Source organism: Leifsonia naganoensis (assembly GCF_013410615.1).
Classification (GTDB): Bacteria; Actinomycetota; Actinomycetes; order Actinomycetales; family Microbacteriaceae; genus Leifsonia; species Leifsonia aquatica.
This window is the reverse complement of sequence record NZ_JACCHJ010000001.1, coordinates 4,020,517-4,037,501: the sequence shown is the minus strand read 5'-3', so window position 1 is coordinate 4,037,501 and position 16,985 is coordinate 4,020,517. Positions and strand designations below refer to the sequence as shown.

Below are 16,985 nucleotides of genomic sequence, written 5' to 3'. Positions count from 1 at the left end.
GCCAGCCGCGGGAAGGGGGCTAGTACCGGTGGAGAGCGGAGCCCGGTAGATCACCGAGCCCGGTGGAGAGCGGAGCCCGGCTAGTCGCCGAGGCCGCGCCGCTTCAGCAGCGGCTCGATGACCGCGTCGCGGCCGCGGAAGTCGCGGTAGGCCTCCAACGGGTCTTTCGAACCGCCGACGCCGAGCAGGCGCGAACGGAAGCGGTCGCCGTTGGCGCGGCTGAGCCCGCCGTTCTCCTTAAACCACTCCACCGTGTCGGCGTCGAGCACCTCGCTCCAGATGTAGGAGTAGTAGCCCGCGTCGTAGCCGCCCGAGAAGGTGTGCGCGAAGTACGTGCTCGCGTAGCGCGGCGGGATCGCCGGCGCATCGAGCCCGACGTCCGCGAGGGCCTTGGCCTCGAACGCGGCGACGTCCTCCACGGTGTCGTCCGCGGTGATCGCGTGCCAGGCCTGGTCCAGCAGAGCGGCGGCGAGGTACTCGCTGGTCGCGAAGCCCTCGTTGAACGACTCGGAGGCGTGGAGGCGGTCGACCAGCTCCTGCGGCATCCGCTCGCCCGTCACGTGGTGCACGGCGTAGTTCTCGACGATCTCGGGCCAGAGCATCCACATCTCGTTGACCTGGCTCGGGAACTCCACGAAGTCGCGGAACACGTTGGTGCCGGCGAACTTGGGGTAGGTGACGTGGGCGAAGAGCCCGTGCAGGGCGTGACCGAACTCGTGGAAGAGCGTGTTCGTCTCGTCGTAGGTCAGGAGGGTGGGCTCGCCCGCCGCGGGCTTCGGCACGTTGAGGTTGTTGACCACGACCGTCGGCGTGCCGAGGAGCTCGGACTGCGAGATGAGCGGGTTCATCCACGCCCCTCCGCGCTTGGAGTCGCGGGTGTAGAGGTCGAGGATGTAGAGACCGAGCTCGCTGCCGTCCTCGTTGCGCACCTCGAAGACGCGCGCCTCCGGGTGGTATGCGACCAGGTCGGGTCGCTCCTCGAACGTGATGCCGTACAGGCTGGTCGCGGCGTGGAAGACGCCGTCGTGCAGCACGCGCTCGGCCTCGAAGTAGGGGCGCATGGCGGCGAAGTCGACGTCGTACTTCTCCTGCCGCACAGCGTCGGTGAGGTGCGCCCAGTCCCAGCTCTGCACGGAGTCGCCCTCGGGGAGCCGTCGTTCGAGGTCGTCCTGCTCGGCCCGGGCGTTGCGGGCGGCGGGAGGGGCGAGCCGGCCGAGCATGTCGGCGACCGCCTGCGGGGTGCGGGCCGTCTGGTCGGCGGTCACGAAGGCGGCGTGGGTGTCGAAGCCGAGCAGGCGCGCACGCTCGGCCCGCAGCCGGGTGATCTCGAGCACCAGTGCACGGTTGTCGTTGTCGCCCCCGCGGATGCCGCGGGAGCGGGAGGCCGTCATGATCCGCTCCCGCACGTCGCGGCGGGTGAGCGAGGCGAGCCACGGGTGACCGGTCGGGAGCACGAGGGAGACGACGTACTTGCCGTCCAGTCCGCGCTCGCGCGCGGCCTCGGCCGCGGCCGAGATCTCACCCTCGCCGAGGCCGTCCAGCTCGTCGGCCGAGTCGAGCACGACCGCGAGGTCGTTCGTGTCGGCGAGCAGGTTCTTCTCGAACCGGGTCGTCAGGGTCGAGAGGCGCTGGTTGTACTCGCGCAGGCGTTCCTTGTCGGCGTCATCGAGGCCGGCCCCGGCGAGAGTGAACTCGGTGTGATACCGCTCGACGAGGTAGCGGGACTCCGCATCCAGGCCGAGGTCGTCGAGCTGGTCATGGACGGCGGCGATGCGGGCGTACAGCGCCGGGTTCAGCAGGATGGCGTCCTGGTGGGCCGCGAGCTGCGGCGCGATCTCCTCTTCGAGCGCGTTGGTGAAGTCCGTGCTGTCGGAGGAGCTCTTGTTGAAGAAGACTTCGGCGACGCGCTGGAGCACGCCTCCCGAGCGCTCCAACGGCAGGAACGTATTCTCGAAGGTCGCCGGCTCGGGGGAGGCCGTGACGGCCTCGACCTCGGCGAGCTGCTCCGCGAATCCGCGCTCGAAGGCGGGGCGGTAGTGCTCGTCCCGGATCTCGGCGAACGGCGGCAGTTGGTAGGGAAGGGTGCTGGGGGAGAAGAACGGATTCGTGTCTGCCATCAGTCCAGCCTACGGCCAGCGGACGTCCATGTAACGTGGCGCGGAGGCCTCCGCCGCCGTGCATACGATGTCAGCATGGACGCTCAGCAACGCTACACACACGGTCATCACGAGAGCGTGCTCCGGTCGCACGAGTGGCGGACGCTGGAGAACTCCGGCGCCTATTTCGCGTCGCTGCTGCATCCCGGAGCGGCTGTGCTGGACGTGGGCAGCGGTCCCGGCACGATCACGTTCGACATCGCCGCCCGCGTCGCGCCCGGGCCGGTGGTCGGGATCGACGCGAGCGCGGACATCGTGGAGCACGCCACACGGTCGGCCGCCGAGCGCGGTGTGGAGAACGTCACGTTCTCGGTCGGCGACGCCTACGCGCTGGAGTTCCCGGACGCGACGTTCGATGTCGTCCACGCGCACCAGGTGCTGCAGCACATGGGGGATCCGGTGGCCGTGCTCCGCGAGCTGCGGCGGGTGACGAAGCCCGGGGGGCACATGGTCGCTCGGGACGTCGACTGGGGCGGGACCATGTGGGCGCCCCAGCTGCCCGGCCTGAGCGCGTGGATGCGCGTGAACCAGGCCGTTCAGCGGGCGAACCACGGCGAGCCGTACGCGGGTCGGTTGCTGCGAGGATGGGCGCTCGAGGCGGGCTTCGAGGAGGTGAGCAGCTCGGCGTCGATCTGGTGCTTCGCGTCGGATGACGACCGGCGATGGTGGGGAGAGTCCTGGAGCGTCCGGGTCGTGGACTCCGACTTCGCCCGCCATGCTCTCGATCACGGCATCGCGAGCAGTGCCGAACTGGACGAGATCGCCGCCGCGTGGCTGGAGTGGGTGCGGACGCCGTCGGGCTGGTACGGCATGCCCCACGGGGAGATCGTGGCCCGCGTCTGACGTCGGCGGTGTGCGGGCGTGGGCCCCATCGCAAAGAAGTAGTTGCAAAGAAATAGTTGCAAAGAAGTAGTTGCAAAGAAGTCTTTGCGATTGTATTCTCGTCACATGTCCACCGATGAAGAGCGCGAGTCGACCCCGGCCGAGCAGAAGCCGCCGGCGATCTCGCACCCCATGCACGACGCCCTCGGGATGGAGGCGCTGCGTGCGCTCGCCCATCCGCTGCGCGTCGAGATCATGAACGAGCTGTCCGACTTCGGACCGGCGACGGCCAGCGGCCTCGCCGAGCGCCTGGGGGAGTCGAGCGGCTCCACGAGCTACCACCTGCGCCAGCTCGCCAAGCACAACATCATCGTCGAGGACGCGGAGCGCGGCTCCGGTCGCGAGCGCTGGTGGCGCATGGCTCCCGGCGGCGTCACCATCGGCTCCCTCGAGACGCTGGCCACGCCGGCCGGCCGCGAGGCCAACGAGCTCATCTCGCGCGAGTGGCAGCAGAACAACGAGCGCCGCCTCACGGCCTTCGTGCGCCGCGGCCTCGACGTGTACGGCGCCGAGTGGATGCAGGCGAGCACGCTCTCCACCTCGCACCTCGAGCTCACGATCGACCAGCTCGCCGAGTTCGGCCGCGAGTACTACGCGCTGCAGGATCGGTTGAAGGAGAAGTGGAAGACCCAGGACACCGAGGGGCGCAAGCGCGTCCAGGTGCAGTTCAACGCGTTCCCGCTGGTGGAGGCCAGCGAGCGATGACCGCCGCGCCCGAGCCGCGCGTGCGCCGGTCGCCGATGGGGGCCGGGTTCAACCGCCTGTGGACCGCCGCCATCGCCAGCAACCTCGCCGACGGCATCGGGCGCACGGCGGTCCCGCTGATCGCCACAACGCTCACACGCGACCCCGCTCTGATCGCTGGCGTCACGGCGGTGACGTTCCTGCCGTGGCTGCTGTTCGGCATCCCGGCCGGCATGCTGCTCGACCGGGTCGACCGCCGCATCGCGATGGCGGTCGCCAACAGCCTGCGGTTCGCGGTGGCCGCGCTGCTCGCGGCGCTGATCTCCGCGGACGCGCTCACCATCTGGTGGCTGTACGCCTGCGTGCTGCTCTTCGGCCTCGGCGAGACGGTGTTCGACAACGCGACCACGACGGTCGTGCCGAGCCTCGTCGGCCGCGATCAGCTCGACCGGGCGAACGGCCGGATGCAATCGGCCGAGATCGTCGTGCAGAACTTCATCGCCACGCCGATCGCGGGCTTCCTGTTCGCGGTGGCGCTCGTGCTGCCCGTCTGGTTCACCGGGTCCGGCTTCCTCATCGCGGGCCTGCTCGCGCTGACCATCCCGGCCGCCGCCGCCCGGGCCCACGTGCGGGCGACGGAGGCCGAGCTGGCGTCCGGAGCGGCGGTCGCCCGGCCCGGGATGGGCGCGGTCGTCCGCTTCCTCACGGGCCACCGCTTCCTCCGCAAGATGATCATCCTGACGTCGCTCACCGCGTCGGCCCTGGCCTTCGCACAGGGGAGCGTCGTGCTGCTGCTCCTGCAGACCTTCTCGGTGCCCGAGGCGCTGATCGGCGTCGTGACCGCCGGCGTGGGCGTCGGGGCGCTCGTGGGCGCCCTCATCTCGAGCGCGCTCGTCGCCCGCTTCGGCCGCGGACGGATCATGTTCTGGTCCATCCTCGTCAGCGGAGTCGGGATCCTCGGCGTCGGCGTCACGGCCAACGTGGTCGTCGCCATCCTCAGCTACGCGGTGGGCGCCTTCGGCGTCGCCGTCTGGAACGTGCCCTGGGGTGCGCTCCGCCAAGTCCTCATCCCGGGCGACATGCTCGGCCGCGCGATGGGGATCGTCCGCACGATCGGCTGGGGGCTCACCCCGATCGCCACCGTGCTCGGCGGGTTCGTCGCCCGCATCGACCTCCGGCTGCCGTTCGTCATCGGCGGCGGCGCGGTGGTCGTCCTCACCCTCCTGTGCACGCGCCTCCTGTTCAGCGCCCGCACCTACGACGCCGGCTCCACGGAGCCCGCGCCCCAGCCCGTCCCGGAAGGATCCGCCTCATGACCACCGTTTATGTGCTCCCGGCCCACCGATCGTGGACCCACCGCACCGCACTCCGCATCGGAGCCGCTCTGACCGCCTGGGGCGCACGCCCCGTCCGCCGCTCGTCGCACCACGCCGAGCGCGTCGATCTCGTCGAGGCCACGCGCGACAGCGCCGCGCGCCTCCTCCCGCAGCTCCCGCGCTAGCCGATGCCGACGAGGGAGGCGGAGGTCGCGTCAGACCTCGTCGTAGTCGGTGGCCTGCTGCTCGACCGGCTGCGTGATGGTGGCGGAGTCCTCCTGCGGGTTGTACCGCACGACGGTGCCGTCATCCAGCTCGACGACCGGGCGGCCCTCCAGCCAGGTGAGCGTCCAGCGCCAGCCGTCGGTCGCCACATCCGTGGCCACGAGCTCCTCCTCGACGGTCGACACCGCATAGGTGACGACCTCGGGCAGCTTCTCGGGCGGGGTCGCTCCGACCGCCCACCGGGTACCGAGCTGCATCAGCTCTGACCGGCCAGATCGATCTCGTACGTCACCCACGAGGTGCGGGAGGCGACGGCGTCGTAGACGCGCTGGGCGTTCGTGTTGTCCTGCGCGGTGATCCACTGGACCACGCCGAGCCGGCGTTCCACGGCCAGCGAACGCACGTGATCGATCAGCGTGCGGCCGATGCCCGAACCGCGCTCGCTCTCCAGGACGAACAGGTCGTCGAGGAAGAGTCCGCGGTCGCCTTCCAGCGGCCGCGCGAATTCCCGCACGTGCGCCAAGCCCACGATGCGGTCGCCGTCGACGGCGACGAAGCCCTGCTCCTCGTGCTCGGGAGCCGTGAGCCACGACCAGAGCACGAGCGCCCTCTGGTCGGTCAGCTCGGTCTCGTAGAACTCCGCGTACTTCGAATACAGCTCAAGCCAGGCAAAGAAATCTCCGTCCCTGACCGGTCGGACCTCGATCGTCATGGGTTACTCCCTTCGCCTTCCCCGCACGGCCTCGCGAGCCGTCTGCGTGTTCCGACCATATCCCGATCCTGATCAGGGGACGAGATCGTAGGTCACCCACTTGGTCTTCTGCGCCACGGCGTCGTACAGACGACGCGCGGTCTCATTGTCCTTCGCGGTGATCCAGCGCACCACCGAGAGGCCCCGATCGCGGGCCGAATCGCGGAGGAACTCGAGCAACTGCCTGCCCGCTCCCTCTCCGCGGGCATCCGGCGAGACGAACAGGTCGTCGAGGTACAGGCCCTTGCTCCCGTCGAGCGGCCGGACGAACTCGCGGACGTGCGCGACGCCCACCGGGTTGCCCTCGTCGTCGATCGCGAAGTACGCCTCCAGCTCGTTGCCGGAGTCGGTGATCCAGCTCCACACCAGGAGCGCCTTCTCGTCGGTCACGGGGTTCTCGTAGAACTCCCCGTAGCCCGCGTAGAGGTCGAGCCAGGTGAAGAACTCGTTGTCCTCCACCTTGCGGACGGTCGCCGTCATCGTTTCTCCTCGCTCGGGGCCTGAGAAAGCAGAATATCGGTCACAGCCAGCTCATCGGCGGCTGCGAAACGCAGTTCGGCGATTCTGCCGACGGACCGCAGGTCGCCGGCGGCGGACTCGATCGCGGCGATCTCGGCCGCGGGGCCGGCGATCACGGCCGAATCCACCGCGGTGCGCTGGGAGGCCTTCGCGGCCGTCTTGGCGCCGCGGATGCCCGTCAGGGCGCGTCCGACGATGGCGAGCACGGCACGCTGGTCGGCGGTCTGCGGGGCGACCTCGTCGGCCGTCGGCCACGGTGCGACGTGCACCGAGCCCTCGGCGGACCAGCTCCACGCCTCCTCCGCCGCGAACGGCAGCACGGGGGCGAGCAGGCGCAGGAAGGCCGAGAGGGCCACGCGGAGGGCGACGACGGCCGAGACCTGCTCGGCGTTCGCCTCGCCGTACGCACGCTCTTTGACCAGCTCGAGATAGTCGTCGCAGAACGTCCAGAAGAACGTCTCGACGATCTCGAGGGCGCGGGCGTGGTCGTATGCGTCGAGGGCCGCGGTCGCGTCGCCGATCACGTCGGAGAGGTTCTGCAGCATCCCGACGTCGAGCGGGCTGGTGACCTGCCCGAGGTCGAGGGAGGCGGGGGCCTCGAAGCCGAGGATGAACTTTGCCGCGTTGAGCAGCTTGATGGCCAGACGGCGGCCGATCTTGATCTGCGTCGGGTTCTGCGGGTCGAACGCCGCGTCGGTGCCGAGGCGCGAGGAGGCCGCCCAGTAGCGCACGGCGTCGGAGCCGTGGCGCTCCAGGATGTCGGCGGGGGTGACGACGTTGCCCTTCGACTTCGACATCTTCTTGCGGTCGGGGTCGACGATGAAGCCGGAGATGGCGGCGTTGCGCCACGGCACCACGTCGTTCTCGAGCTGCGAGCGCAGGAGGGTCGAGAAGAGCCACGTGCGGATGATGTCCTGGCCCTGGGGGCGCAGGTCGAACGGGTAGACCGCGTCGAACAGGTCGCCGTCGCGCTCCCAACCGCCCGCGAGCTGCGGGGTGAGGGAGGAGGTCATCCAGGTGTCCATCACGTCGAGCTCGCCGACGAAGCCGCCGGCCTGGCCGCGCTGCGCCTCGTCGTAGCCGGGGGCCGGGTCGGACGAGGGGTCGACCGGGAGCTGCTCCTCGGTCGGCAGGATGGGCTGGTCGTGCACCGGGTTTCCGTCGGCGTCGAGCGGGTACCAGACGGGGATCGGCACGCCGAAGAAGCGCTGGCGCGAGATGAGCCAGTCGCCCGTGAGGCCGTTGACCCAGTTCTCATAGCGCACGCGCATGAAGTCGGGGTGCCAGTCGATCTCCTGGCCCAGCTCGATCAGCCGCTGGCGCAGCTGCTCGTCACGGGCGCCGTTCTTGACGTACCACTGGCGGGTGGAGACGATCTCGAGCGGCTTGTCGCCCTTCTCGAAGAACTTGACCGGGTGCTGGATGGGCTTCGGGTCGCCGATCAGGTCGCCGGAGGCGCGCAGCAGCTCCACCACGGCCTGCTTGGCCGAGAACGTGGTCTTGCCGGCGAGCTCGGCATACGCGGCCTTGCCCTCGGCGCTCTCGATGGCCGCGGGCGGCTCGCTGACGATGCGGCCGTCGAAGCCGATGATCGCGCGGTTCGGCAGGTCGAGCTCGCGCCACCAGGTGACGTCGGTGATGTCGCCGAAGGTGCAGATCATTGCGATGCCGCTACCCTTGTCGGGCTGCGCGAGGTGGTGCGCGACCACTGGGACCTCGACGCCGAAGACCGGCGTGCGGACCGTGGTGCCGAACAGCGGCTGGTAGCGCTCGTCGTCGGGGTGGGCCACGAGGGCGACGCACGCCGGGAGGAGTTCCGGGCGCGTGGTCTCGATGTAGACGGGGCCGTCGGCGCCGTGGAACGCGACGCGGTGGTAGGCGCTCGGCTGCTCGCGGTCCTCGAGCTCGGCCTGGGCGACGGCGGTGCGGAAGGTGATGTCCCAGAGGGTCGGCGCCAGGGCCTGGTAGGCCTCCCCGCGCTGGATGTTGCGGAGGAACGCGAGCTGCGACGTGCGCAGGGACTCGTGCCCGATGGTGCGGTAGGTCTGGGACCAGTCGACGGAGAGGCCGAGCGAGCGCCAGAGGGCCTCGAACTGCTTCTCGTCCTCGACGGTGAGCCGCTCGCACAGCTCGATGAAGTTGCGGCGCGAGATCGGCTTCTGGTCGGCCGCCTTGCTGCTCTTGTTGTCGCCGCCCTCGAACGGCGGGACGAAGTCCGCCTCGTAGGGGAGGGTCGGGTCGCAGCGCACACCGTAGTAGTTCTGGACGCGGCGCTCGGTGGGCAGGCCGTTGTCGTCCCAGCCCATCGGGTAGAACACGTGCTCGCCGCGCATGCGGTGGTAGCGCGCGACGACGTCGGTGTGCGTGTAGCTGAAGACGTGCCCGATGTGCAGCGACCCGGAGGCGGTCGGCGGCGGTGTGTCGATCGAGTAGACGCACTCCCGCCCGGCGGCCAGCGCGGCGTCGCGGTCGAAGCGGAAGGTGCCCTGCTGCTGCCAGCGGTCGCCCCACTTCGCTTCCAGCCCTTCGAGGGCGGGCTTCTCGGGCACGGGGTTCGCGGCGCTCATGGTCCTCCGGTTCGATATGTGCGGCACCGTGTCATCGGGGTGCCTGAGTGTGCGACCGTACAAGCGTACCGGAGGACCGCAGCGGGGCGCTCAGACCTCGTCGACGATGGGCTTCCGCCGGGCGGCGACGAGAGCGGCGACGAGGGTGATCGCGCTCATCAGGGCGAGCACGACGCCCGGGTGCCACCAGGCGTTGCCGGTCGCCCCGCCGAGCAGGAGGGTGAGGGCCGGCACGAACGCGGTGAGCAGGGCGGCGAGGCTGTAGGCGACCGACAGGCCGCTGTAGCGCACCGCGCTCGGGAACAGGTCGGACATCAGGCCGCCGAGGCCCGCCCACGAGAGCGTCGGCAGGATCCCGCCGATGATCATGCTGCCGACGAGGATCGGGAAGGTCGCGTACTGCAGCAGGAAGTACATCGGGAAGGCGATGATCAGCGTCCCGATCGCGCCGATCATCACGACGCGCGCCGAGCCGATCCGCGTCGCCCAGACCCCGAAGAGCGGGATGGTGACCAGTTGCAGGAGGCCGCCGATGGTCGTGGCGACCAGGAGGTCCTGGAAGCTGAAGTGCAGCGTGGCGGTGCCGTAGTCGACCATGTAGGTGTTCATCAGGGAGTAGGAGCCGATGCCGAGCACCGCCGCGCCGATGGCGATGACGAAGCCGGAGGGCGCCTTGCGGAACACGTCGAGCACGGGGAAGCGGTCGCGCGTGCCGGTCTCGAGCAGCTGCTTGAAGACCGGGGTCTCGTCGATCGACCAGCGCAGGTAGAGCGAGACGAGCAGCAGCGGGATGGCCGTCAGGAACGGCAGGCGCCATCCCCAGGCCGCGATCTGGTCGGCGGGGATGAGTGCGGTCATCGCGATGAAGACGACGGCGCTCAGGATGGAGCCGACCGGCGAGCCGAGCTGGGGGAGCGCGGCGTAGAAGCCGCGGCGCTTCGGGTTCGCGTACTCGGTCGCGAGCAGGATGGAGCCGCCCCACTCGCCGCCGAGCGACAGCCCCTGCACCAGGCGCAGGACGACCAGGGCGATGGCACCGAACCAGCCGGCCTGCGCGTAGGTGGGCAGCACGCCCACGAGGCCGGTGCCGACGCCCATCATGGCGATCGTGATGAGCAGCGTGGGTCGCCGGCCGATGCGGTCGCCCAGGTGGCCGAAGACGATCGCGCCGATCGGACGGATGACGAATCCGGCCGCGATGGTGAGGAACCCGGCGAGGACGCCGCCGAACGGGCCGAGCGGCTCGAAGAACAGGGGGCCCACGAAGAACGCGCTGAAGTACGCGAACAGGTAGAAGTCGTACGACTCGAGCGAGGTGCCGACGAACGAGGCGATCGTGACGCGACGCGCGGTGCCGGGCGTGATGCCGGGGCGGTCGGTCTCGCTGCGCACGGCGGTGGGGGTGGTAGTCACGGGTGTCCTTCGATTCGTTAATATGTGGACCGGGTCCAATAATAGGCATTCGAGAGGAACACCCGATGACGTCACCGCATTCCGGCTCCGGCCGCCCCCGTGCCTCGTCGCGGCGGATGCTGGCGGAGGCCGCGGGCGAGCTCTTCCTCGAGCAGACCTACGCCCGCACCACCATCGACGACATCGCGCGGCGCGCGGGCGTGAGTCGCGCCACCTTCTTCAACTACTTCCCGGCCAAGAGCGATCTGCTCTGGCTGGAGGTCGACGAGTCGCTCGACCGGTTCGCCGCAGCGCTGACGGTAGCGGACGCCTCCCTTGCTCCGATGGATGCCGTGCTCGACGCCGTCGTGCGCCTCGCCGAGGGGTTCGGGCCGGACCGCCTGCCGCTCGCCGTCACCCAGGTGGAGCTGATGGGCACGGACGCGGAGCTGCAGGCGTCCGGGCTCCCGCGCTTCCTCGAGCTGGTGCGCGTGGTGGCGGCGGCCATCGGCACCCGTATCGGCGAGGACCCGGACGCCCTCGTGCCTCGCTCGGCGGCCACCGCCGTCGTCGGCGCCGCCGTCGCAGCCGCCACCGTGTGGGCGCGTGCCGGCGTCCGCCGCGGCCCGCTCGCGCCGCTCGTGCGAGCCGCCGTCGCGCCGGTCTGCCGGGGCTACGCGAGTGCTCTCGTAACCGGGTAGAATCGACGGCAACGACTATGACCCGGCCATCACCGGCGAGTCTTCGGAAGAACCGCGTCGCTCCGGCGGCGCGCAGTAGAACCGAACGGGGCCGGCCCGTCACAGCCGAAGAAGGAGAGGCCGCATCCGGCGACGCCGGTGGATGGGGCAAGCGGGGTGGTACCGCGACGGGCGCGCGAGCGTCCGGCGTCCTCGTGCAGACCAGCGAACCTGCCAGGAGTGAGATGCCGTACCCCAAGTCCGCACCGGACGCAGCCGAGCCGGAGCGCTCGGAGACCCAGAGCCGCGCCGAGGTGGCCGCCAGCCCGGTCTTCCCCGAGATCGAGACCGGCATCCTCGCGTTCTGGAAGAAGGACGACACCTTCCGCGCCTCCGTCGCGAACCGCGAGGGCGCGCCCGAGTGGGTGTTCTACGACGGGCCGCCGTTCGCCAACGGCCTCCCGCACTACGGCCACCTGCTGACCGGGTACGCCAAGGACGTCTTCCCGCGCTTCCAGACCATGCGCGGCAAGCAGGTGCACCGCCGCTTCGGCTGGGACACCCACGGCCTCCCGGCCGAGCTCGAGGCGGAGCGGCAGCTGGGCCTGACCGACAAGAGCCAGATCGAGGAGATGGGCATCGCCGCCTTCAACCAGGCGGCCAAGGACTCGGTGCTGCGCTACACGGCGGAGTGGCAGGAGTACGTCACCCGCCAGGCGCGCTGGATCGACTTCGACAACGACTACAAGACGCTCGACGTCACCTACATGGAGTCGGTGATCTGGGCGTTCAAGCAGCTGCACGAGAAGGGCCTCGCCTACGAGGGCTACCGCGTGCTGCCGTACTGCTGGCGCGACCAGACGCCGCTGTCGAACCACGAGCTGCGCATGGACGACGACGTCTACAAGATGCGTCAGGACCAGACGGTCACGGTCACCTTCCCGCTGGTCGGGTCGAAGGCCGAGGCGCTCGGGCTGACCGGCGTGCGCGCCCTCGCCTGGACGACCACGCCCTGGACCCTCCCGACCAACCTCGCCCTCGCCGTCGGACCCGCGATCACCTACGCGGTCGTGCCCGCCGGCCCGAACGGCGCCGCGGACACGCACGGCGGCTCCGAGGACGACGTGCTGAGCGGCGAGTACCTCATCGCCGTCGACCTGCTGGGCAACTACGCGAAGGACCTCGGCTACGAGTCCGCCGCGGACGCGCAGGCCGCCGTCTCGCGCACCGTCCTCGGCAGCGAGCTGGAGGACGTGCACTACGACCGCCTCTGGGACTATTACGCGGACGCCGAGACCTACGGGACGCAGAACGCGTGGCGCATCCTCGTCGACGACTACGTCACCACCGAGGACGGCACCGGCATCGTGCACCAGGCGCCCGCCTACGGTGAGGACGACCAGCGCGTCACCGAGGCCGCCGGCATCCCGATGATCATCTCCGTCGACGACGGCGCGCGCTTCCTGCCCGCCGTCAGCGACGTCGCCGGGCTGCAGGTGTTCGACGCCAACAAGCCCCTGACGAAGCTGCTGAAGGACCAGGGCCGCCTGCTCCGCCAGGCGAGCTACGAGCACTCGTACCCGCACTGCTGGCGCTGCCGCAACCCGCTGATCTACAAGGCGGTCTCCAGCTGGTTCGTCCGCGTCACGGAGTTCCGGGACCGGATGGGCGAGCTCAACCAGCAGATCAACTGGGTGCCCGAGAACGTCAAGGACGGCCAGTTCGGCAAGTGGGTCGCGGGCGCCCGCGACTGGTCGATCTCCCGCAACCGGTACTTCGGCTCGCCGATCCCGGTGTGGAAGAGCGACGACCCGGCGTACCCGCGCACCGACGTGTACGGCTCCCTGGAGGAGCTGGAGCGCGACTTCGGCCGGCTGCCACAGAACGCGGCGGGGGAGCCCGACCTGCACCGCCCCTTCATCGACGACCTCACCCGCCCGAACCCGGACGACCCGACCGGGCGCTCGACCATGCGCCGCATCCCGGACGTGCTCGATGTCTGGTTCGACTCGGGGTCGATGCCGTTCGCCCAGGTGCACTACCCGTTCGAGAACCAGGACTGGTTCGACACTCACAGCCCGGCGGACTTCATCGTCGAGTACATCGGCCAGACGCGCGGCTGGTTCTACCTGCTGCACACGCTGTCGACCGCCCTGTTCGACCGGCAGGCCTTCTCGAACGTGATCAGCCACGGCATCGTGCTGGGCAGCGACGGGCAGAAGATGTCGAAGTCGCTGCGCAACTACCCGGACGTCAACGAGGTCTTCGACCGCGACGGCTCCGACGCGATGCGGTGGTTCCTCATGGCGAGCCCGGTGCTGCGCGGCGGCAACCTGGTCGTCACCGAGGAGGGTATCCGCGAGGGCGTCCGCCAGGTGCTGCTGCCGCTGTGGAGCACGTGGTACTTCTTCTCGCTCTACGCCAACGCCACGGGCTACGAGGCGAAGCGCTCCACGGCCTCCACGGACGTGCTCGACCGCTACCTGCTCGCGAAGACCCGCGACCTGGTGGAGGCCGTGACGGACGACCTGGAGGGCCTCGACTCGACGCTGGCGGCCGCCAAGCTGCGCGACTTCGCCGACGTGCTCACCAACTGGTACGTGCGCCGGTCGCGCGACCGGTTCTGGACGGGCGTGGCGGAGGACGGCAGCGGCAGCGAGGCGTTCGACACCCTGTACACCGTGCTCGAGACGCTCACCCGCGTCGCTGCGCCGCTCCTGCCGCTGGTCACCGAGCAGATCTGGAAGGGTCTGACCGGCGGCCGCAGCGTCCACCTGACCGATTGGCCGGAGGCCGCCGAGTTCCCCGCCGACGACGCGCTCGTCGACGCGATGGACCGCATCCGCGCGATCAGCTCGACCACGCTCTCGCTGCGCAAGCAGGCAGGGCTGCGCGTGCGGCTGCCGCTGGCGGCGCTCACGGTCGTCGCCGAGAACGCGGACGCGCTGCGGCCGTTCGAGGCGATCCTGCGCGACGAGCTCAACGTGAAGTCCGTGGAGTTCGTCGAGCTGCACGACGACAGCGCGTCCGCCTACGGCATCACCAGCAAGCTGACCGTGAACGCGCGTGCCGCGGGCCCGCGCCTCGGCAAGCAGGTGCAGCAGGTCATCGGCGCGGCCCGCGCCGGCGACTGGAGCGAGCACGACGGCGTCGTGACCGTCGGCGGCATCGACCTGGTCGAGGGCGAGTACGAGCTGGTGCTCGAGACCGCGCAGGCCGATGACGAGTCGTCCAGCGCGCTCGCGCTGCTGGCCGGCGGCGGCTTCGTGCTGCTCGACACCCGCACCACGCCGGAGCTGGAGGCCGAGGGCCTGGCGCGCGACGTCATCCGCGCCGTGCAGGACACCCGCAAGGCGGCCGGGCTCGACGTGAGCGACCGCATCCGCCTCGCCCTGACCTTCGAGCACGAGGACGACGCCCGCGCGCTCGACCTCGCCGCGGACGTCGACATCGCCACCGAGACCCTCGCGCTCGAGCTGGTCGTCGGCGCGGCCGCATCCGGATACAAGAAGGCCTTCACGGCCGGCCAGTTCGCGAACGCGGGCGGGTTCACCGTCGGCGTGACCAAGATGGAGGAGTCGTGAGCGATGCCATTCCCGAAGACGACTGGCGCGACCAGGCGGAGGCCGTCTACCAGGCGCTCCTCGCCCGCGTCGGCGAGGGCGCTCCCGAGCGCCGCCTCGATGCGACGCGCCGCGCCGTCGAGCTGCTGGGCGACCCGCAGCGCGCGTACCCGATCGTGCACATCACGGGCACGAACGGCAAGACGTCGACGAGCCGCATCATCGAGAGCCTGCTGCGCGCCTACGGGTTGCGCACGGGCCTGCTGACCAGCCCGCACCTCGTGCGGTTCAACGAGCGCATCGTGATCGACGGGCACCCGATCTCGGACGAGGAGCTCGTCCGCAACTGGGACGACGTGCGCCCCTACCTGGAGATCGTGGACGCCGAGCTGGAAGAGGCCGGCAAGCCAGCGCTCACCTTCTTCGAGGCGCTGACGGCGCTGGCCTACGCGGTCTTCGCCGACTCGCCCGTCGACGTCGCCGTGATCGAGGTCGGCATGGGCGGCGAGTGGGACTCGACGAACGTCGGCGACGGCCAGGTGGCCGTGTTCACGCCGATCTCGCTCGACCACACGAAGGCGCTCGGCGACACGGTCGAGGAGATCGCGCGGACCAAGTCCGGCATCATCAAGCCGTCCGCCGACGTCGTGACCTCGGCGCAGGTCCCGGAGGCGCTCGACGTGCTGCGGGAGGCCGCGGCGCTCACCGAGTCGAGCCTGGCCCTGCAGCCGCGCGACTTCGACGTCGCCGAGACGAAGGTCGCCGTCGGTGGCCAGCTCGTGACCGTCCGCGGCCGCGCGGCGACCTACGAGGACGTCTTCCTGCCGCTCTACGGCGACCACCAGGCCCAGAACGCCGCCGTGGCGGTCGCTGCGGTCGAGACGTTCCTCGGTCGCGGTTCGCAGCCGCTGAACGCCGACCTCGTGGAGGAGGGCTTCGCCACCGCCACGTCGCCCGGCCGTCTGCAGCTGATCGGGATCGAGCCGACCATCCTCGTCGACGCCGCGCACAACCCGGCCGGTGCCGCGACGCTCGCCGACGCCCTGCGCCGCTACTTCGACTTCGACGAGCTCACCTTCGTGCTCGGCGCCCTCGCCGACAAGGACACGCGCGGTGTCGTGCGCGCCCTCGCGCCGGTGGCCACGCAGTTCTTCGTCACGCAGCCCGCCAGTGAGCGCGCACTTGACGCCGAGGAGCTCGGCGACATCGTGCGCGACGAGGTCGGCGACGAGGCGACGATCGTGTACAGCGACGCCCTCGATGCCCTGGAGTCGGCGCGCGAGTGGGCGGGGGAGGCCGGCCGTCGCGCGGTCGTCGTCACCGGCTCCATCGTGCTCGTCGGCGCCGCGATGGCGTACGCCGAGGAGCAGGAGTGGAAGGGGTCCGGCGCGTGAGCGACGCCCCCGACACGCCCGACGCGCCCGACGAGCCGCCGGCCTCCGCGCCGCGCGCACGTCGCCAGCGGAGCCTGCGCGAGAGTCTCGGCTCGATCCTCCTCGCCTTCGAGCTCGTGATCGTCTTCCTCGGCGCCCTCGTGCTCTTCGGGCTCGGCGCGCTGCCGCCGGCGATCGCGCTCGGCGGGGGAGCGGCCGTCATCGTGCTCATGATCCTCGCCGTCGGCACGCTCCGCTGGCCGGTCGGCGTCGTCCTCGGCTGGATCGTGCAGCTGACGGTCGTGGCCGCCGGCTTCCTGGTGCCCGCCTTCTTCATCGTCGGGGCGATCTTCACGGCCATGTGGACCTACTGCATGATCGCCGCCGCCCGCATCGACCGCAACCAACGGGCCGCCGCGGCCCACAACGGAACGGAGAACCCATGACCACCGCCGTCGAAGAGACCCTCGTCCTCGTCAAGCCGGACGGAGTCGCCCGCAGCCTGACGGGCGAGATCGTGCGCCGCATCGAGGCGAAGGGTTACTCGCTCGTCGACATCCGGATGCTGCAGGCCGACCGCGATCTGCTGGCCAAGCATTACGCCGAGCACGAGGGCAAGCCGTTCTACGAGCCGCTCGTCGAGTTCATGGAGTCGGGCCCGATCGTGGCGCTGCGCGTCGCGGGCAACCGCGTGATCGAGGGCTTCCGCTCGCTCGCCGGCACCACCGACCCGACCACGGCCGCGCCCGGCACCATCCGCGGCGACCTCGCCCGCGACTGGGGCCTCAAGGTGCAGCAGAACCTCGTGCACGGCTCCGACTCGCCCGAGTCGGCGCAGCGCGAGCTCGCGCTCTGGTTCGACTGAGCCGTACCCGCA

15 protein-coding genes are annotated in these 16,985 nt (G+C 70.4%); 9 read left to right on the top strand and 6 right to left on the bottom strand.

Annotation, left to right across the window (positions count from 1 at the left end; genetic code table 11):
- Positions 1–80: 80 nt before the first annotated feature.
- Positions 81–2,117: a M3 family metallopeptidase gene (locus HNR14_RS19375; RefSeq protein WP_179702273.1), complete on the bottom strand. Its 2,037-nt coding sequence runs from the start codon at positions 2,115–2,117 to the stop codon at positions 81–83.
- Between the two features lie 75 nt (positions 2,118–2,192).
- Between HNR14_RS19375 and HNR14_RS19370 the strand changes: the two genes are divergently transcribed.
- The 4 genes from HNR14_RS19370 to HNR14_RS19355 all read left to right on the top strand — a co-directional run bounded on the left by HNR14_RS19370 (position 2,193) and on the right by HNR14_RS19355 (position 5,223).
- Positions 2,193–2,999, top strand: a complete 807-nt coding sequence (locus HNR14_RS19370) for a class I SAM-dependent methyltransferase (protein WP_179702272.1) — start codon at positions 2,193–2,195, stop codon at positions 2,997–2,999.
- 105 nt (positions 3,000–3,104) lie between these two features.
- Positions 3,105–3,743: an ArsR/SmtB family transcription factor gene (locus tag HNR14_RS19365; RefSeq protein WP_021762175.1), complete on the top strand. Its 639-nt coding sequence runs from the start codon at positions 3,105–3,107 to the stop codon at positions 3,741–3,743.
- Positions 3,740–5,038 carry an MFS transporter gene (locus tag HNR14_RS19360; RefSeq protein ID WP_179702271.1) on the top strand — a complete coding sequence of 433 codons (1,299 nt, stop codon included), beginning with the start codon at positions 3,740–3,742 and terminating at the stop codon, positions 5,036–5,038. Before HNR14_RS19365 ends, HNR14_RS19360 begins: the two co-directional genes overlap by 4 nt.
- A complete protein-coding gene (locus tag HNR14_RS19355; RefSeq protein ID WP_021762179.1) occupies positions 5,035–5,223 on the top strand; it encodes a hypothetical protein in 189 nt (62 codons plus the stop codon). The genes HNR14_RS19360 and HNR14_RS19355 overlap by 4 nt, the downstream gene beginning before the upstream one ends.
- Before the next feature lie 30 nt (positions 5,224–5,253).
- Here HNR14_RS19355 and HNR14_RS19350 read toward each other — a convergent pair whose 3' ends face one another.
- The 5 genes from HNR14_RS19350 to HNR14_RS19330 form a co-directional block, all read right to left on the bottom strand.
- Positions 5,254–5,520, bottom strand: a complete 267-nt coding sequence (locus tag HNR14_RS19350) for a hypothetical protein (RefSeq protein WP_179702270.1) — start codon at positions 5,518–5,520, stop codon at positions 5,254–5,256.
- Positions 5,520–5,975: a GNAT family N-acetyltransferase gene (locus HNR14_RS19345; protein ID WP_021762182.1), complete on the bottom strand. Its 456-nt coding sequence runs from the start codon at positions 5,973–5,975 to the stop codon at positions 5,520–5,522. Before HNR14_RS19345 ends, HNR14_RS19350 begins: the two co-directional genes overlap by 1 nt.
- Before the next feature lie 72 nt (positions 5,976–6,047).
- Positions 6,048–6,494 carry a GNAT family N-acetyltransferase gene (locus HNR14_RS19340; protein WP_179702269.1) on the bottom strand — a complete coding sequence of 149 codons (447 nt, stop codon included), beginning with the start codon at positions 6,492–6,494 and terminating at the stop codon, positions 6,048–6,050.
- On the bottom strand, positions 6,491–9,100 hold the full coding sequence (gene valS / locus HNR14_RS19335) for a valine--tRNA ligase (RefSeq protein WP_179702268.1): 2,610 nt from the start codon (positions 9,098–9,100) through the stop codon (positions 6,491–6,493). The genes HNR14_RS19340 and valS overlap by 4 nt, the downstream gene beginning before the upstream one ends.
- A 90-nt stretch (positions 9,101–9,190) precedes the next feature.
- The gene (locus HNR14_RS19330) at positions 9,191–10,513 is read right to left on the bottom strand and encodes an MFS transporter (protein ID WP_021762187.1); all 1,323 of its coding nucleotides are present in this window, start codon (positions 10,511–10,513) and stop codon (positions 9,191–9,193) included.
- A 65-nt stretch (positions 10,514–10,578) separates the two neighbouring features.
- On the opposite strand from HNR14_RS19330, the gene HNR14_RS19325 reads away from it, so the two are divergent.
- The 5 genes from HNR14_RS19325 (at position 10,579) to ndk (ending at position 16,973) form a co-directional block, all read left to right on the top strand.
- Positions 10,579–11,193, top strand: a complete 615-nt coding sequence (locus HNR14_RS19325; RefSeq protein WP_179702267.1) for an acyl-CoA-like ligand-binding transcription factor — start codon at positions 10,579–10,581, stop codon at positions 11,191–11,193.
- Positions 11,194–11,417: 224 nt separating this feature from the next.
- On the top strand, positions 11,418–14,756 hold the full coding sequence (ileS, locus tag HNR14_RS19320) for an isoleucine--tRNA ligase (RefSeq protein WP_179702266.1): 3,339 nt from the start codon (positions 11,418–11,420) through the stop codon (positions 14,754–14,756).
- Positions 14,753–16,129 (top strand): bifunctional folylpolyglutamate synthase/dihydrofolate synthase, encoded by a 1,377-nt coding sequence (locus HNR14_RS19315; RefSeq protein WP_343064542.1) that lies wholly within the window; start codon positions 14,753–14,755, stop codon positions 16,127–16,129. Before ileS ends, HNR14_RS19315 begins: the two co-directional genes overlap by 4 nt.
- Positions 16,126–16,554: a DUF4233 domain-containing protein gene (locus HNR14_RS19310; protein WP_179702265.1), complete on the top strand. Its 429-nt coding sequence runs from the start codon at positions 16,126–16,128 to the stop codon at positions 16,552–16,554. Before HNR14_RS19315 ends, HNR14_RS19310 begins: the two co-directional genes overlap by 4 nt.
- Positions 16,551–16,973 (top strand): nucleoside-diphosphate kinase, encoded by a 423-nt coding sequence (gene ndk / locus HNR14_RS19305; protein ID WP_021765697.1) that lies wholly within the window; start codon positions 16,551–16,553, stop codon positions 16,971–16,973. The genes HNR14_RS19310 and ndk overlap by 4 nt, the downstream gene beginning before the upstream one ends.
- Positions 16,974–16,985 lie beyond the last annotated feature (12 nt).

Coding starts and splice junctions, on each gene's coding strand:
- HNR14_RS19375 (WP_179702273.1), bottom strand. CDS start 2,117: ATGGCAGACACGAATCCGTTCTTCTCCCCCAGCACCCTTCCCTACCAA.
- HNR14_RS19370 (WP_179702272.1), top strand. CDS start 2,193: ATGGACGCTCAGCAACGCTACACACACGGTCATCACGAGAGCGTGCTC.
- HNR14_RS19365 (WP_021762175.1), top strand. CDS start 3,105: ATGTCCACCGATGAAGAGCGCGAGTCGACCCCGGCCGAGCAGAAGCCG.
- HNR14_RS19360 (WP_179702271.1), top strand. CDS start 3,740: ATGACCGCCGCGCCCGAGCCGCGCGTGCGCCGGTCGCCGATGGGGGCC.
- HNR14_RS19355 (WP_021762179.1), top strand. CDS start 5,035: ATGACCACCGTTTATGTGCTCCCGGCCCACCGATCGTGGACCCACCGC.
- HNR14_RS19350 (WP_179702270.1), bottom strand. CDS start 5,520: ATGCAGCTCGGTACCCGGTGGGCGGTCGGAGCGACCCCGCCCGAGAAG.
- HNR14_RS19345 (WP_021762182.1), bottom strand. CDS start 5,975: ATGACGATCGAGGTCCGACCGGTCAGGGACGGAGATTTCTTTGCCTGG.
- HNR14_RS19340 (WP_179702269.1), bottom strand. CDS start 6,494: ATGACGGCGACCGTCCGCAAGGTGGAGGACAACGAGTTCTTCACCTGG.
- valS (WP_179702268.1), bottom strand. CDS start 9,100: ATGAGCGCCGCGAACCCCGTGCCCGAGAAGCCCGCCCTCGAAGGGCTG.
- HNR14_RS19325 (WP_179702267.1), top strand. CDS start 10,579: ATGACGTCACCGCATTCCGGCTCCGGCCGCCCCCGTGCCTCGTCGCGG.
- ileS (WP_179702266.1), top strand. CDS start 11,418: ATGCCGTACCCCAAGTCCGCACCGGACGCAGCCGAGCCGGAGCGCTCG.
- ndk (WP_021765697.1), top strand. CDS start 16,551: ATGACCACCGCCGTCGAAGAGACCCTCGTCCTCGTCAAGCCGGACGGA.